Below are 15,479 nucleotides of genomic sequence, written 5' to 3' on the forward strand. Positions count from 1 at the left end.
TGTTTATCAATCATTCGATTGTCCAGACTGCTAAATACTTCTATTTTTGCCACCATTGTTTGTATGATCAAGCGATTTCAATTTGCGAATCAGATCATCGAGAATATTACGGACCGTCGGATAGGATTTGCCCATCTGATTTGCCATTTCTTTTAAACTCCCTGAGTGCATCAAAAAATTCAAAACAAGTTCTTGCTCCTCTACAGTAAGCTGCATCAACACAGGTAAAGAAAACTTACCTACAACTTCGGTTTCACAGGATTCACACACCAATTTGGCGACTTTTAACTTCGACTCACAACAAGGGCAATCAACCGGTATTTTTTTCATTAAATAATAACATTATTAACATTATTAAAGATAATATTAATAATGTTAAAACAAAACATTATAAAATCAATATTTTTCAAAAACCATTGCTTAATGATATATTTGTATCATTAAATAACGTTTATGAAGAAGTTTTTAGGCTATTTCCTATCTATTATATTTTGGTTTTGTTTTGGTTTATCCTTAATTATTTTTCACCCCATACAGTGGCTATGTTTAAAGCTAGGTGGATATGATGCCCACAAAAAAAGTGTCGATATGTTAAATGCCTGCCTCGTTGCCTGCTATTACACGCTATTTAATCGGGTGACATTTATCGACAACAAAAATATTCCAACAGGTCAACCTATCGTGTTCGTTGCCAATCACCAAAGTACTTTTGATATCCCCCCAATGATCTATTTTTTGCGTAGATTTCACGGAAAGTTTATTTCTAAAATAGAACTTGCCAGCGGTATACCTAGTATCTCATTCAACTTAAAACATGGTGGTGCCGCAAATATAGATCGCAATGACCCCAAACAATCTATTGCTGAAATATTAAAACTTGCCAATAATATGAAAACCAAAAACTGGTCCGCGTTTATTTTTCCAGAAGGTACAAGATCAAAGACCGGGAAAATGAAGGCCTTTCATGTTGGTGGGATTGCCACATTATTAAAGAAAAATCCACATGCACTCGTTGTTCCTATTGCGATCACTGGATCATATGAAATGGTACAATATGGGATGTATCCACTGACCCCATTTCTTCACATGACCTGGGAAGTGCTAAATCCGTTGGATACGGAGGGTAAGAATATTGAGGAGATCGTTAAATTAGCTGAAGAAGCGATAAAACTAAAGGTCGAGAAATAGGAATAAGCTACTTAACCTGCCTTCCCTTCCAGTCGTACTTACCCACATTACCCAATATGCCTATATAAGCCAGATAAAGAATATGAGCCAAGCTCAATAAAGGAAGATACCATAAGAGTTCCTTTCTGCTTGCGAACCTGGTCAAAGGTTCAATAAAAAGAAATTCGACGACCATCTTCAATAGCAATGCAAAAAGTACAACCCAAGCAACGAATTTCACGCCGAAAAGAGCAAGAACTGAAGCTACCAAAATCAATAAATTAAAGAACCAAATGGAAATCCCCAATGCGATGACACCTTTATTTTTATATTTGGTACTTTTTGAAGCCCAACGTCTGCGTTGACTAATGAATGACTTCAAATCTGGTTTCGCATCCGTATAAACAACGGCATCTTTTGATTTACAAAACATTATTTTCTCGGGATATTGTTCTGCTACCTTATGTAAAAAAAGTTCATCATCTCCGGATGCTAGCTCATCAATCCCTTTAAATCCGCCCATTTGTTTAAAAATATCCTTTCGATAGGCCAAATTTGCTCCATTACAGGTCGTTGGTTTTTTGTTACCAATACCTGCAGCGCCCAGACCTATCAAATACAAAAATTCCAAGGTTTGCAGTCGTTCAAAAAAACTTTTCTCCTCCGAATACACCACTGGAGAAGATTGTAGATAAGCACCTTCTTTCTCAAATGTGCTGATAACCGTTGCTAACCAGTTCGACCCCATGCGGCAGTCCGCATCAGTGGTAATAATAATTTCACCATGACAACATTCTATTGCTCTTGAAATTGCTAATTTCTTGTACGAATTCAAACGGCCATTTTCGTTTAATTGAATCAGCTTAACACCTTTATCTTCATATTCTTTCACAATCAAAGACGTATTGTCGTCTGAATGGTCATCGATAATAATTAGCTCAAGGAGCTCTTTAGGATAATTCTGCCCTAGTATGGATTCAATGGTGCGCCTAATATTTAACTCTTCATTCCGCGCAGCGATAATCACAGATACGGTCATTGTTGGCCTAATAGAATTGTTAGGTTCCAAAATCAAGGACCAGCCCCTGCGCATCCATAAAACTAGAATTGCATATACGCAGGTAAAAATGATCAATAAATAGTTAAGAATTTGTATCACCGAAAAAATTAATCTTAAAAACAAAAATAGAACCAAATATAGCTGGAAGAATCAAATTAACGAACCAAATACAGGAAACAATAGCCATTACAGCAATTTCTTGTGTGGTAATATAGCTATATAGATTGCTAGCAACAAAACTTCTAACACTGAAATCAAAAATATCCAATGTAGGTAGAGCTGCCTGGACAAAAAACAGGATAAAAATCATCAGAATCATGGATAAAAGTGGTAACTCAGGCAAAGTTAGCTTCATCAAGATGATATACTGAGAAGTAAAAATAACAAATCGCGCCAAAGAATTTAAAAGAACAATACTGAGCTCCCGCATTGAATAATGCTCCAATACTTCAAAGAAGGGCTTAATCCGTGTCAAAAACTTAATTTTACCGACCAATAAATCAATCCATTTTACATTGAAATATAAGATTACAAATCCTCCAGCATAGATAATAGCAAGTAGCCATACCCCAAATTGTACTGTTAAAGGAGTAGAAAGAAATTTACAGATAAACCAAGCGATACTTAGTGATCCAGCAACGCTTGTGAGCACCAATTGCGCAAATAATCCAACGCCCATCGCTACGGCTCCTTTTGCCCGATGTTGGGGCTGTAGAAAAAGTACCCGCCCGCCATATTCTCCAATCCTATTGGGTGTAAAAATAGCCCAGGTAAGCCCGCAGAAAACGGATTGGAAAGCCTTCCAAAATGACATATGCTCCAGTTTAGATGCAAGATACCGCCATTTCACAACTTCAAGCAACCAATTGACAAGCATTAAAACCACAATTAAAATAAGGGTCCAAACAACCGAATGCTGCTCCAAACCGGCAATTAGGGTTTTGAACTTCTCAATATTGCTTCTATCGGATACCTTCACAACGATATACCAGGTCGCTAGGGCGAAAACCAGTATCTTCAATAAAAGACTGATGTATTTTTTTTGTCTTCCAGTCAACTTTTGATAATTAGAGAGCAATGTTACTAAATTTTAGCCAAATGATTAAGTTTTGTCGAACGCAATCCGCGAATAAAACGCAAAATTTGTATTATTGTATATGCAGAAGGAAAAGGCGAAAGAAAGAATAATTTTAGGTATAGACCCCGGAACAGTAATACTTGGGTATGGCATCATCAAAGAAGTCGGCAATAACATATCCTTGGTCTCAATGGGGGTCATCAAAATGGGACATTTAGATGACCATGCCCTAAAACTACAACGTATATTCAAAAAAACTTCTGCTCTAATGCAGGAATATAATCCCGACTGCGTAGCTCTTGAATCCCCATTTTATGGCAAAAACATACAGGTCATGCTCAAATTAGGGCGAGCGCAAGGTGTTGCCATGGCGGCGGCGCTGGCGCAAGATATCCCAATCTTTGAATATTCCCCAAGAAAGATAAAACAATCCGTTACAGGGAATGGAAATGCTACAAAGGAGCAGGTTTCCGCTATGCTAAAAAATTTATTAAAATTTGAGGAAACACCACAATTTTTAGATGCCACCGACGGATTGGCAATCGCTGTCTGCCACTCCTTTCAGAAAAATGCAGCATCAAGCAGCAGCAAGTCGTACACTGGATGGTCCGCCTTTATCAAAGACAACAAAGATCGGATCAAGTAATTACATTTGTACCTGACGAATCACATTCTTCACATTCAACTCAACAATATCCGTCATCGTTTTACACTTGAGGTAAGAGTTATTTTGATAAAATTCAGCATAGCCCTCACGTAACTGTTTGATATTCTCCTGCGTAGAAAGGACCTGCGTTTGCGAAGCATCCCTCAGATCAGCGATCCGATGTCTTTCACTCCGGACTCTATGCACAATGGAAGAACGCTCCTCCTGTTGGTATTGCAGCACAGTTTTTTCATTTAGATGTTCCATCGCTAATTTGACATAGGGAAGATTCTCCTTAAAAAATTGTGGCATATATACTTTCGGATTTCCTTCATAAAACTGCTGGTCAAAATCTATTGCCCGAATTCGAAACTGGAAATCATCAAAATCTGGTGTAATCTGCATCACAAAATTGTAGGCCCTCATATCCCCCAACAACGTAATAATACATCGTTCATTAAACTTGACAAATTCTTTGGAAATCCGGGTCAGATTATAATCAGGCGAGAACATACGTGTTTTCGAAAAAGTGTCCCCGGGGATTCCAACAATATGTTCTTCAACCAAAGTATCATGGTCTACCATATAATTCACCTGATTGGGCGACAATATTTCTTCTAACTCCAATCCATATATTCGCGACGCATCGGCTTGCTTGATGTAAAAATAATCGTACACATCATTTAAACGGTTTACGATACGAATACGAAATGGTTTAGTATTGCCAAAGCCACAATACTCTACACGATCAATATACTTATGCTGGACGATTCGCGTATTACCTGATGCTTTCAGTTTAGCATAAATCACCTTCAATCCGTCATACAATTGGTCGATAAGATATTGCGGATACAGTGGAGTCTCCCAAAAAGTATCGTTGCCAAATTTATCCATGACAGGTACTGTCTCCGTAAAATTCAGTAGATCTTTGTATCCTATCGGCAACTTTTCGTCTCGCTGATACAGCTTAAGGTATTTATGAAGTCCTTCCCCTACTTCATAAATCGGTTTCTTTTTCGAAATCTTTACATCTTGAACTTCTTCCATCTCTATTCCGTATTTGATTTTTCGTTTACTCAAACATCACACAGTCTGCTACATTTTTGCCCCCATCATATGCTAAATTCGAACTGATTAGATTTTCAATATGCCAACTGTTTTTCCTACTTCTAAAAAAGGCAATACTAAATTAATTTATCATAATCTTGATATCAAACATGAAAACAATCACTTAACCTATAATAAGATCACCATGAAACAATTATAATCACTTTCAATCAAAAACATATAACATTATCAATATGAATAAGTATTTTTTATTAAATTTACATCTATAAACCGAAAATTCTTAGTAATTTTGAAATAAATTTAATTATTTTAGCTATTGGTCAGATCTTGATGCAACGACCAATTAATGAACACAAAAACCATTGTTAATGGAAAATCAATATGCAAACTATGATCTAGACAATTTGGATATCCAAATCTTGTCTATTCTAATGAACGATGCCTCTATTCCTTATACAGAAATAGCAAAAAAGCTAATTGTATCAGGTGGTACAATTCACGTTAGAATGAAGAAGATGGAAGAACTAGGTATCATTAGAGGGTCAAATCTAATTATCAATCCTCAAAAAGTCGGATTTGATATCACGGCCTTTTTGGGTATCTATCTTGAAAAAGGTTCACAATATGCAGATGCGGTAGATAAATTGAAAGAAATCAAAGAAGTGGTCGAATTACACTATTGTACTGGCCAATACAGTATTTTTGCAAAAATCATCTGTAGAGATACAGTTCACCTGAGAAAAGTATTGAATGAAGATATTCAATCCGTACCAGGGATTCAACGTACCGAGACGATCATCTCTCTCGAAGAGAGTATCAAACGTCAAATCAGCTTAGTCTAGTATAAAAAAAGCTTCCATAAAAATGGAAGCTTTTTTTATACTATCTTTTCTAACATTGCGATATAGAGATCGATCCCTGCTCTAATTTCATCAATATAGATAAACTCATCTGCCATATGCGACCGCGCGCTATCGCCAGGTCCCAGCTTCAGAGAAGGGACAGGAATAAGAGCCTGATCACTCATCGTCGGTGAACCATATACTTTACGTCCCAGTACAATGCCTGCTTTGACGATTGGATGCGTTTCAGAAATAGAAGAAGACTTCAGGCGCGTCGATCTCGCTGTGACCTCTGATTTTACATGAGACTTGATAATATCCAACGTCTCTTCATTCGAATAAGCATCTGTGGTTCTGACATCAACAACAAAGTTACAAGTAGCCGGTACCACATTGTGCTGTGATCCCGCCTGAATTACTGTTACCGACATCTTAATTGGGCCTAAGGTTGACGAAGTTCTTTCAAATGTATAATTTTGAAACCATTCAATATCCTTGATCGCTTTATAGATCGCATTATCACCCTCATTACGCGCAGCATGTCCAGCCGTCCCTAAAGCGGTACAATCCAACACCATCAGCCCCTTTTCTGCAATTGCCAAATCCAATAAGGTAGGCTCACCCACAATTGCAAAATCAATTGGACCGATAGCATCCAAAACAGATTCTACACCATTCTTACCTGAGATCTCTTCTTCGGCACTGGCGACAAGACAGAAGTTATACTTCAATTCCGTCTGCTGGTAAAAATACAAAAATGTAGCTATCAATGATACCAAACAGCCTCCAGCATCATTGCTCCCCAATCCGAACAATTTACCTTCCTCTACAGTTGCCGCCAAAGGATCCCTTGTATAACCCGTATTTGGTTTTACTGTATCGTGATGGGAGTTAAGCAATATCGTAGGTTTAGTGATATCATAATGGGCATTATACACCCAGACATTATTGCCTTTCCGATGCGTTTTGATATCACGCTCCCGAAAGAAGCGATCAATTAAATCTGCCGTGAACTCTTCCTCTTTACTTAAAGACGACAGTCCAATTAATTGTTTTAAAAGGGCCAGAGCATCTTCAAATAGATGCTGTTTATCCTTCATGGTATAGTCCTCCTGCTTTATCCGCAGACAGTTTAATTCCCTTTATAAAAGCAGAACTAAAACCGTTATGTTCCATTTCGTTCAATCCCGCTATTGTACATCCCTTTGGTGATGTTACCTTATCAATCTCTCCTTCTGGATGAGCATTGGTATGCAATAACAAATCAGCAGCGCCTTTTGCAGTTTGAACTGCCATTTTTAATGCGTCGTGCGCATGAAATCCGATTTCAACTCCACCTTGTGAAGCAGCACGAATAGCACGTAGGAAGAATGCGATACCGCAGGCACACAATGCCGTTGCCGATGTCATAAGGTCTTCATTAATGACAACCACTGAACCAACAGTTTCAAACATCTTCTCAACCTCCTTCAAACTATCGTCCGAAGCATTGTCGCTGGCGATACAAGTCATTGATTGAGCTATTGCTATTGCTGTGTTGGGCATTGCCCGTATAACTGTGGCATCTGCACCCAACTCTGCTTTTAAATCGGTACAAGAGACTCCTGACACGATGGAGACAAAAATCTGATTTGTCTTTTCAATTACAGGGGCCACTTCCACCAATACCTTTTTTAGTTGTTGAGGTAGTATTGCGAAAACAACAATATCAGCCCCCTTTACAGCGAGCCTATTATCATTACTTACTGAGAAGCCCTGGCTCGCTTCTTCGGCCAGTGCATTCAAATTTCTCCTCGTCAATGTAATATCGGCAGCATTGGCAAATTCACTTTTTACAAGTCCTTTTGCCAAAGAAAGACCGATATTACCGCTTCCGATAATGGTGACCTTTTTCATAGCGATCGTTGGGTTTAGGTTAGATTTTTATTTTAATGTCAAGCAAGTGCCAAATTGTCCTTGTTGAAACAAATGCAAATTATTAGCATTTCCAATATAGACCTCTTGAACACCTTTATTTATAGCATTGAATGCATTTTGCAACTTAGGGATCATCCCGTCATTCACCACGCCGGATTCCTTAAGATGTTCAAACTCTTCTGACTTAATCGTTGGGATTACTGAATTCTCATCTGTTACATCGCGTAAAACGCCGTTCTTCTCGAAACAATAAACCAAAGAAGTTTCATATAATGAAGCCAAAGACACCGCCAATGAAGAAGCTATAGTATCCGCGTTGGTATTGAGCAATTGTCCAAGGCCATTGTGTGTAATAGCCGAAAACACCGGAACAAACCCAGCTTCTAGAAATTTCTTGATAGCCAGCGTATTTACAGAGTCATGCAACAAATCACCTACAAAGCCGTAATCGATATCTTTAACCGGACGCTTTATCGCTTTAATGACATCACCATCGGCTCCAGTCAATCCAACAGCATCACATTTCAAATTTTGTAACTTAGCAACGATTGTTTTATTTGTCAATCCAGCATATACCATTGTTACAATGCGTAACATTTCCTCATTTGTCACACGACGCCCTTCTACCATTTGGGCTTCAATTCCCAGTTCACTAGCCAAACGAGTTGCAATTTTACCCCCACCATGTACAAGAATCTTTTTCCCTGATAATGCGGAGAACTTTTCTAAAAAAGAATCCAATTGGCGCTCATCATCAATAATATTCCCGCCAATTTTAATTATATTTAATACACTATTAGCCATTACGCAACTTTTCCCAATAAAAATAGTTTTTCAATAATCTATAGGATTGGACTATGCCAAATCCTCTAACATACGTTTTAAAACAACCTGAGCAGCCCATACACGGTTGCTAGCCTCTTTAATCACGAGTGAGTTTGGTCCATCTAAAATCTCAGAAGACAATTCAAGATCTCTTCTTACTGGCAAACAATGCATTACTTTGGCATCGTTCGTCAAATTGAGCTTCTTGTTATCCATCATCCAATCTTCATCAACACCATATACCTCGCCATATTCTTGATAAGAAGACCAGTTTTTCACATAGACAAAATCAGCATTCTTTAAACTTTCCTCAAGATTATTAGATATGGTTGCTCCAGCAGTAAATTCTTCACTTAACTCATACCCCATAGGTTGAGCTATCGTAAAATCGACCAATCCCTCTTCTTGTGCTTTGCACATCCATTCTGCAAAAGAATTAGGTACTGCCTGAGGTAATGCCTTAACATGCGGAGCCCAAGCCAATACCACTTTCGGCTTTTCAGTCTTCTTGTACTCAGTGATGGTAATCATATCTGTCAAACTCTGCAATGGATGGCGTGTTGCACTCTCTAAGGAAACAACAGGAACACCACAGTACTTAATGAATTTGTTGAACAGGTCCTCACTATAATCCTCTTCACGATCTTTCAATTTTGGAAAGGAACGAAGTCCCAAAATATCACAATACTCGCCCATAACAGCGGCGGCTTCACGAATATGTTCAACAGTTGTCCCGTTCATCACAACACCATCTTGTGTCTCAAGAGCCCAACCATCTTTATCCATATTCATAACCATCACATTCATGCCCAAATTCATCGCCGCTTTTTGTGTGCTCAAACGTGTACGTAAACTCGGATTCAAAAATACAAGTCCCAAGGTTTTATGTTGGCCAAGGTCCTGATTGTCATATGGTGCAGCTTTCAAAGCTAACGCTTCTTGAACAACGTCCGCTACACTGGAAACATCCTTAACAGAGAAAAACTTTTTCATCTATATTTATTTATTCGAGTGCATTTTCAACGGCAATAAATAGGCGCCTCACACTCAGTATATATTTTAACTACTATGTCGCAATCAAATTTGCATTAGCCGATGTGTGGCTATTGGATAATTTGATCGACAGCCTTAAGGTTATGCAACCGTTACTGCTTTGATATGTGCTTTCAATGCTTCTAAAAACTGATCAGCATGATCTTTCGTAATATTCAAAGCAGGCAATAAGCGAATCACAAAAGGCTTAGCCTCTCCTGTAAAGATACGGTTCTTTAGCAAGAGATCTTTCTTCACATGGGCCAAAGATTCAGGTAGTTCTATACCGATCATTAATCCTCGGCCTCTCACTTCTATAATCTCATCGAGTTGCTTAAGCTCATCAATAAGATATTGTCCGACTTGAGCCGCATTTTCCATCAGTTTATCTTGTTGGATAATCTCCAATACAGCCAGTGCGGCAGCACATGCGAGATGATTGCCACCAAATGTCGTTCCCAAGCTACCGTAAGTCGCTTTAAATTTGGGCGATATACTGATTGCACCAATTGGGAAACCATTGCCCATACCTTTTGCCATTGTGTAAATATCGGCCTCAACGCCCGAATAGTCCTGCGCATAGAATAAGCCTGTTCTTCCGTACCCACATTGTACTTCGTCTGCAATAAACACCGCATTATATTGATCGCAAAGAGACCGAATCAATCGAAGAAACGATACTGACGCTTCTCTGATTCCACCTACCCCTTGGATACTTTCCACGATAACAGATGAAATTTCATCACCATATGATGCGAAAGCCTCAGTCAAAGCCTCTTCATCATTGAAAGGAAGAAATACAATATTATCAGTTTCATTGACAGGAGCAACTATACTAGGATTGTCTGTAGCCGCTACGGCCAATGAAGTCCTTCCATGAAAAGCTTTTGAAAACGCTATGACTTTTTTACGCTTATTGTAAAAAGAAGCCAGCTTCAATGCGTTTTCATTTGCTTCTGCGCCAGAATTGCAAAGAAATAAATCGTAATCAACCTTTCCCGAAATTTCCCCTAACAATCGGGCAAGTTCACGCTGAATTGGAATCTCGACAGAGTTGGAATAGAACCCAATACGGTTCAATTGTTCTGTGACGCGTTGTACATAATGTGGGTGCGTGTGTCCTATCGATATCACAGCATGGCCACCATACAAGTCCAAGTAAGCATTTCCTTCGGCATCCCACACCGTTGATCCATTAGCTTTTACTATGTTAATGGGATTAATGGGATAAACATCAAATGGTTTCATCTTAATGAATTATAGATTGATAAACGAAATAGCTAGTAATAGAAAAAGCTATCAGATTTTAGCATTACAAATATATTAGTTATAACGGTAGGAATGGTCATAAAATAAAAAAAGTCCCCTTAAAAAGAGGACTTTTTTATGCTAGATCAGAAGAAGACTATTCTCCGTCTACTTTTTCTTCACCTTCTACTTCAGCTTTAACTTCTGCAGGAGCTTCAGTTTCGGCAGCTGTAGTTTTCTTAGCACCACCACGACGACGAGTAGCTTTTTTATCAGCAGCAGCAGCTTTTTTACCATAGATTTCGTTGTAATCAACTAATTCGATGAAAGCCATTTCTGCGTTATCACCTAAACGATTTTCCATTTTGATGATACGAGTATAACCACCTGGACGGTTAGCTACTTTTTCAGAAATTTCGCGGAATAAGATAGAAACTGCGTCTTTATCTTTCAAATAAGCGAATACTGTACGACGAGAGTGTGTTGTGTCGTTTTTAGATTTAGTAATCAAAGGCTCTACATATGTACGCAATGCTTTAGCTTTAGCTAAAGTAGTCGTAATACGTTTGTGTAGGATTAATGATGTTGCCATGTTAGCCAACATTGCTTTTCTATGGCTATCCGTACGGCCTAAGTGATTTACTTTTTTTCCGTGTCTCATTTTGATTTTATTATACTATATATACCGTTCTTGCTTTACTTAAACTGCGAAATCTATCAAAGGCAAAAGCCCATCTTGTTCAGCAATCAGCTTGAAGAGGAATTACATATAGTGGTCGCTTAATAAATTATTATTCTTCGTCTAATTTGTATTTTGCTAAGTTCATTCCGAATGACAAACCTTTTGATTTAACCAATTCTTGAATTTCACTTAACGATTTTTTACCGAAGTTTCTGAATTTCAACATATCAGCCACGTCGTAAGTTACTAACTCAGCTAATGTGCGAATATCAGCAGCTTTCAAACAGTTCAATGCACGAACTGAAAGATCAAGATCTACCAATTCTGTTTTCAAGATCTTACGCATGTGTAAGATTTCTTCATCAACAACTTTAGTTTCTTCTTTCGTTTGAGACTCAAGAAGCATATTCTCATCAGAGAATAAAATAAAGTGTTGAATTAAGATCTTAGCAGCTTCTTTCAAAGCTTCTTCGGGGTGAATTGAGCCATCAGTAGAGATATCCAACAACAATTTCTCGTAGTCAGTTTTTTGCTCTACACGGTAATTCTCAATGGTATATTTAACATTCTTGATCGGAGTAAAGATCGAATCGATTGCGATAACACCTACTGGCGCATCAACAACTTTATTCTCATCAGCATTTACGTATCCACGACCTTTGGCAATACTCAATTCCAATTCAATTGTCACTGAATTATCCATGTTACAGATTACCATGTCTGGGTTTAAGACCGTAAAGTTATTAGAGAACTTTGTGATATCACCAGCTAAGAATTGTTCTTGACCATTGATTACTACAAATACCTTTTCGTTGTCGCCAATCTCACCTGTTTTTTTGAAACGAACTTGTTTCAAGTTCAAGATAATTTCAGTTACGTCTTCAACAACACCTTTGATCGTTGAAAATTCGTGCGAAACGCCAGAAAACCTTATCGACGTAATTGCATATCCTTCTAAAGAGGACAATAGAATACGGCGCAAAGCATTACCAATGGTTACACCAAAACCAGGCTCCAATGGACGAAATTCAAACGTACCATCAAAATCCGTAGATTTTTGCATGATAACTTTATCCGGTCTTTGAAATGCTAAAATTGCCATTTATTTTCTTTTAATGTTTTATTTGTAATAATAATTATAATACAATAGAAGATGCATACCCCAAAATTGGACTATGCATTCTTCTATTTTATTTATTATTTAGAGTATAACTCAACGATTAAGTTCTCTTTGATGTTTTCAGGAATATCAGCTCTTTCTGGATAGCTTAAGAAAGTACCTGTCAATTCTTTCGCATTCCACTCTAACCAAGAAAATTTGTTTACAGTACGACCTGCAACTGAATTTGTGATGGCTTCAAGTGTTTGAGAACGTTCACGAACTGCTATAACGTCACCTGGACGTAAGCTATATGATGGAATGTTAACAACTTCGCCGTTAACAGTAACGTGTTTGTGGGATACCAACTGACGAGCAGCGGCACGAGAAGTAGCGATACCTAAACGGTAAACTACGTTATCCAAGCGAGCTTCTAACAATTTTAAGAAGATCTCACCTGTAATACCTTGTTTAGAGGCAGCTTTAACAAATAAGTTTGCAAACTGGCGCTCCAATACACCATAAGTGTATTTTGCTTTTTGTTTTTCTAACAACTGAATAGCATATTCAGATTGCTTACCTCTGCGTTTAGAAGCTCCATGTTGTCCAGGAGGGTAGTTTTTCTTTTCTAACGCTTTATCTGGGCCGAAGATCGGCTCTCTAAATTTACGGGCAATTTTGGACTTAGGTCCTGTATATCTAGCCATTTTCTTTTACAATTAAAGTATCTATCAGCCTATTGCCGATGAATCTTATCTTTAAATTAATTAAACTCTTCTGCGTTTTGGAGGACGACAACCGTTGTGAGGAAGTGGAGTGATATCTTTGATAGTAGTCACATCGATTCCTACAGTTTGCAATGTTCTGATTGCTGATTCACGACCAGCACCAGGTCCTTTAACAAACACTTCAACTTTACGTAAACCCAAGTCGTGAGCAACTTTTCCACAGTCTTGTGCAGCTTGACCAGCAGCATATGGAGTGTTCTTTTTAGAACCACGGAAACCCATTTTACCAGCACTAGACCAAGAAATAGTTTGACCTTGATTATTTGTCAAAGTTACAATGATATTGTTAAACGTTGCGTTAATGTGAGCCTGACCTACAGGTTCGATAACAACGATACGCTTTTTTGCAGCTTTTTTAGTTTTAGCCATTTCTTATTTATTATTTAGTAGCTTTTTTCTTGTTTGCAACTGTCTTACGTTTACCTTTACGAGTACGTGAGTTGTTTTTAGTACGTTGACCACGAACTGGTAAGTGTTTACGGTGACGCAATCCACGGTAACAACCGATATCCATTAAACGTTTGATGTTTAATTGAATTTCTGAACGCAATGCACCTTCAACTTTCAATTCGTCGTTAATGATGGTACGAATTGCTGCCAATTGGTCATCATTCCACTCTTGTACCTTCACATCTTCGCTGATACCAGCTTTTTCCAAGATATATTCAGCTCTTGTACGACCGATACCAAAAATATAGGTAAGGCCGATCACACCTCTTTTGTTTTTAGGTAAATCAATACCTGCTATCCTTGCCATATAATATTAAGCTATTATTTTTTTAATGAATTAACCCTGACGTTGTTTAAACTTTGGGTTCTTTTTGTTGATTACAAAAACTTTACCTTTACGACGGATGATCTTACAGTCCGCGCTACGTTTTTTTATTGATGCTCTTACTTTCATGATATTTATTTTTTCAAAAGCTTGCACTAATACAAGGACTTACGGCTATTTATAGCGATAAGTAATCCTTCCTTTAGTCAAATCATACGGAGACATTTCCAATTTAACTTTATCACCAGGTAAAATTTTGATATAGTGCATACGCATTTTACCAGAAATATGGGCAATGATTTCATGTCCATTTTCCAACTCTACCCTAAACATAGCATTAGAAAGTGCCTCTCTAATTATACCGTCTTGTTCTATTGAGGCTTGTTTAGCCATATATTCTCGATTAAATTTAATTTAAAAGCCTGCGAACAGGAGTGCAAAGATAAATAAAAATAATTGAAAACCAATTACTTTTTGTTCAAAACTTTCTCTACATGTTCGAATGTCAGCAACACATCTGGTTCTCCTTTTCGGATTGCAACCATCTGTTCGAAGTGCGCCGATAATTTTCCATCCACTGTACTTACTGTCCAACCATCATCCCAAAAACGAACACCCGCACGCCCCGCATTGATCATCGGTTCGATACAAATAACCAAACCTTCTTCCAATTTAGGACCAGCACCTCGTTTTCCATAATTGGGAACCTCAGGTTTTTCATGTAAGTGATAACCAACTCCGTGTCCAACCAGCTCGCGAACAATTCCGAATCCGAATTTGCTCACATACTCCTGAACAGCCGAAGAAATATCCCCAACACGTTTACCAGCCACAGCCTGTTCAACACCTTTGTACAATGATTCCTTTGTTACATCTAATAACAACTGTGCTTCCTCAGATATTTCACCTACACCAAAGGTATAAGCCGAATCACTGATAAAACCATTCAGATTGACACCACCATCGACCGAAACAAGATCTCCATCTTTAATTTCATAATCACTTGGAAAGCCGTGTACAATTTGATCGTTGACAGATATACACAAAGAATATGGAAATCCTTGATAATTTAAGAACGCAGGCGTCCCGCCGTTATCATGAATATACTCATAAGCTAATTTATCAAGAGATATAGTCTTTACCCCAGGCTTAATCACTTTTGCGATTTCACCAAGCAATTGCGAAAGCACATCTGCTGACTTCCGCAATTGCTCTATATCTTCTGCTGACTTATAAAATACTTTAGACATCT

General features: G+C 38.0%; 20 protein-coding genes. 3 read left to right on the forward strand and 17 right to left on the reverse strand.

The genetic code is table 11. The annotated features are described in order from the left end of the window. Nucleotides 1-30: 30 nt before the first annotated feature. The gene (locus tag M2419_RS21740) at nucleotides 31-330 is read right to left on the reverse strand and encodes a DUF2089 family protein (protein ID WP_153848180.1); all 300 of its coding nucleotides are present in this window, start codon (nucleotides 328-330) and stop codon (nucleotides 31-33) included. A 123-nt stretch (nucleotides 331-453) separates the two neighbouring features. Here M2419_RS21740 and M2419_RS21745 point away from each other — a divergent pair, with 123 nt between their 5' ends. Then, nucleotides 454-1,188, forward strand: a complete 735-nt coding sequence (locus tag M2419_RS21745; protein WP_153844948.1) for a lysophospholipid acyltransferase family protein — start codon at nucleotides 454-456, stop codon at nucleotides 1,186-1,188. Between the two features lie 7 nt (nucleotides 1,189-1,195). Here the strand turns inward: M2419_RS21745 and M2419_RS21750 are convergent, their stop codons facing one another. Then, nucleotides 1,196-2,326 carry a glycosyltransferase gene (locus M2419_RS21750; RefSeq protein WP_259255608.1) on the reverse strand — a complete coding sequence of 377 codons (1,131 nt, stop codon included), beginning with the start codon at nucleotides 2,324-2,326 and terminating at the stop codon, nucleotides 1,196-1,198. Continuing rightward, nucleotides 2,310-3,284 (reverse strand): lysylphosphatidylglycerol synthase domain-containing protein, encoded by a 975-nt coding sequence (locus tag M2419_RS21755; protein ID WP_153844947.1) that lies wholly within the window; start codon nucleotides 3,282-3,284, stop codon nucleotides 2,310-2,312. Before M2419_RS21755 ends, M2419_RS21750 begins: the two co-directional genes overlap by 17 nt. Before the next feature lie 100 nt (nucleotides 3,285-3,384). On the opposite strand from M2419_RS21755, the gene ruvC reads away from it, so the two are divergent. Then, a complete protein-coding gene (gene ruvC, locus M2419_RS21760) occupies nucleotides 3,385-3,951 on the forward strand; it encodes a crossover junction endodeoxyribonuclease RuvC (protein WP_153844946.1) in 567 nt (188 codons plus the stop codon). Here ruvC and M2419_RS21765 read toward each other — a convergent pair whose 3' ends face one another. After that, complete coding sequence (locus M2419_RS21765; RefSeq protein WP_153844945.1) at nucleotides 3,952-4,998, reverse strand: hypothetical protein; 1,047 nt, start codon at nucleotides 4,996-4,998, stop codon at nucleotides 3,952-3,954. It abuts the gene before it with no gap. Nucleotides 4,999-5,387: 389 nt separating this feature from the next. Here M2419_RS21765 and M2419_RS21770 point away from each other — a divergent pair, with 389 nt between their 5' ends. After that, nucleotides 5,388-5,861, forward strand: a complete 474-nt coding sequence (locus M2419_RS21770) for an Lrp/AsnC ligand binding domain-containing protein (RefSeq protein ID WP_046674894.1) — start codon at nucleotides 5,388-5,390, stop codon at nucleotides 5,859-5,861. 35 nt (nucleotides 5,862-5,896) lie between these two features. Here M2419_RS21770 and M2419_RS21775 read toward each other — a convergent pair whose 3' ends face one another. The 13 genes from M2419_RS21775 to map all read right to left on the reverse strand — a co-directional run bounded on the left by M2419_RS21775 (nucleotide 5,897) and on the right by map (nucleotide 15,477). After that, nucleotides 5,897-6,961, reverse strand: coding sequence for a M20 family metallo-hydrolase (locus M2419_RS21775; protein WP_259255611.1), 1,065 nt, complete (start codon nucleotides 6,959-6,961; stop codon nucleotides 5,897-5,899). Further along, the gene (proC, locus tag M2419_RS21780) at nucleotides 6,951-7,757 is read right to left on the reverse strand and encodes a pyrroline-5-carboxylate reductase (RefSeq protein ID WP_153844943.1); all 807 of its coding nucleotides are present in this window, start codon (nucleotides 7,755-7,757) and stop codon (nucleotides 6,951-6,953) included. Before proC ends, M2419_RS21775 begins: the two co-directional genes overlap by 11 nt. Nucleotides 7,758-7,784: 27 nt before the next feature. Continuing rightward, entirely contained in the window at nucleotides 7,785-8,582 is a 798-nt protein-coding gene (gene argB, locus M2419_RS21785) for an acetylglutamate kinase (RefSeq protein WP_046674891.1), read from the reverse strand. Nucleotides 8,583-8,633: 51 nt separating this feature from the next. Continuing rightward, nucleotides 8,634-9,596, reverse strand: a complete 963-nt coding sequence (locus M2419_RS21790) for an acetylornithine carbamoyltransferase (RefSeq protein ID WP_075990879.1) — start codon at nucleotides 9,594-9,596, stop codon at nucleotides 8,634-8,636. Nucleotides 9,597-9,737: 141 nt separating this feature from the next. Next, nucleotides 9,738-10,883 (reverse strand): aspartate aminotransferase family protein, encoded by a 1,146-nt coding sequence (locus M2419_RS21795; RefSeq protein ID WP_153844942.1) that lies wholly within the window; start codon nucleotides 10,881-10,883, stop codon nucleotides 9,738-9,740. 157 nt (nucleotides 10,884-11,040) lie between these two features. Beyond that, nucleotides 11,041-11,544: a 50S ribosomal protein L17 gene (rplQ, locus tag M2419_RS21800; RefSeq protein WP_153844941.1), complete on the reverse strand. Its 504-nt coding sequence runs from the start codon at nucleotides 11,542-11,544 to the stop codon at nucleotides 11,041-11,043. 130 nt (nucleotides 11,545-11,674) lie between these two features. Then, nucleotides 11,675-12,667 carry a DNA-directed RNA polymerase subunit alpha gene (locus M2419_RS21805; RefSeq protein WP_153844940.1) on the reverse strand — a complete coding sequence of 331 codons (993 nt, stop codon included), beginning with the start codon at nucleotides 12,665-12,667 and terminating at the stop codon, nucleotides 11,675-11,677. A 95-nt stretch (nucleotides 12,668-12,762) separates the two neighbouring features. Continuing rightward, nucleotides 12,763-13,371 carry a 30S ribosomal protein S4 gene (gene rpsD, locus M2419_RS21810; RefSeq protein ID WP_153844939.1) on the reverse strand — a complete coding sequence of 203 codons (609 nt, stop codon included), beginning with the start codon at nucleotides 13,369-13,371 and terminating at the stop codon, nucleotides 12,763-12,765. A 60-nt stretch (nucleotides 13,372-13,431) separates the two neighbouring features. Further along, on the reverse strand, nucleotides 13,432-13,821 hold the full coding sequence (gene rpsK, locus M2419_RS21815; protein WP_046674885.1) for a 30S ribosomal protein S11: 390 nt from the start codon (nucleotides 13,819-13,821) through the stop codon (nucleotides 13,432-13,434). A 10-nt stretch (nucleotides 13,822-13,831) separates the two neighbouring features. Beyond that, nucleotides 13,832-14,209, reverse strand: a complete 378-nt coding sequence (gene rpsM / locus M2419_RS21820) for a 30S ribosomal protein S13 (protein WP_112373918.1) — start codon at nucleotides 14,207-14,209, stop codon at nucleotides 13,832-13,834. Between the two features lie 30 nt (nucleotides 14,210-14,239). Beyond that, a complete protein-coding gene (ykgO, locus tag M2419_RS21825) occupies nucleotides 14,240-14,356 on the reverse strand; it encodes a type B 50S ribosomal protein L36 (protein WP_013665024.1) in 117 nt (38 codons plus the stop codon). 45 nt (nucleotides 14,357-14,401) lie between these two features. Then, nucleotides 14,402-14,620: a translation initiation factor IF-1 gene (infA, locus tag M2419_RS21830; RefSeq protein WP_002997456.1), complete on the reverse strand. Its 219-nt coding sequence runs from the start codon at nucleotides 14,618-14,620 to the stop codon at nucleotides 14,402-14,404. Between the two features lie 74 nt (nucleotides 14,621-14,694). Then, the gene (gene map / locus M2419_RS21835; RefSeq protein ID WP_046674883.1) at nucleotides 14,695-15,477 is read right to left on the reverse strand and encodes a type I methionyl aminopeptidase; all 783 of its coding nucleotides are present in this window, start codon (nucleotides 15,475-15,477) and stop codon (nucleotides 14,695-14,697) included. Nucleotides 15,478-15,479 lie beyond the last annotated feature (2 nt).

Source organism: Sphingobacterium sp. BIGb0116, assembly GCF_024808035.1.
Classification (GTDB): domain Bacteria; phylum Bacteroidota; class Bacteroidia; order Sphingobacteriales; family Sphingobacteriaceae; genus Sphingobacterium; species Sphingobacterium paramultivorum.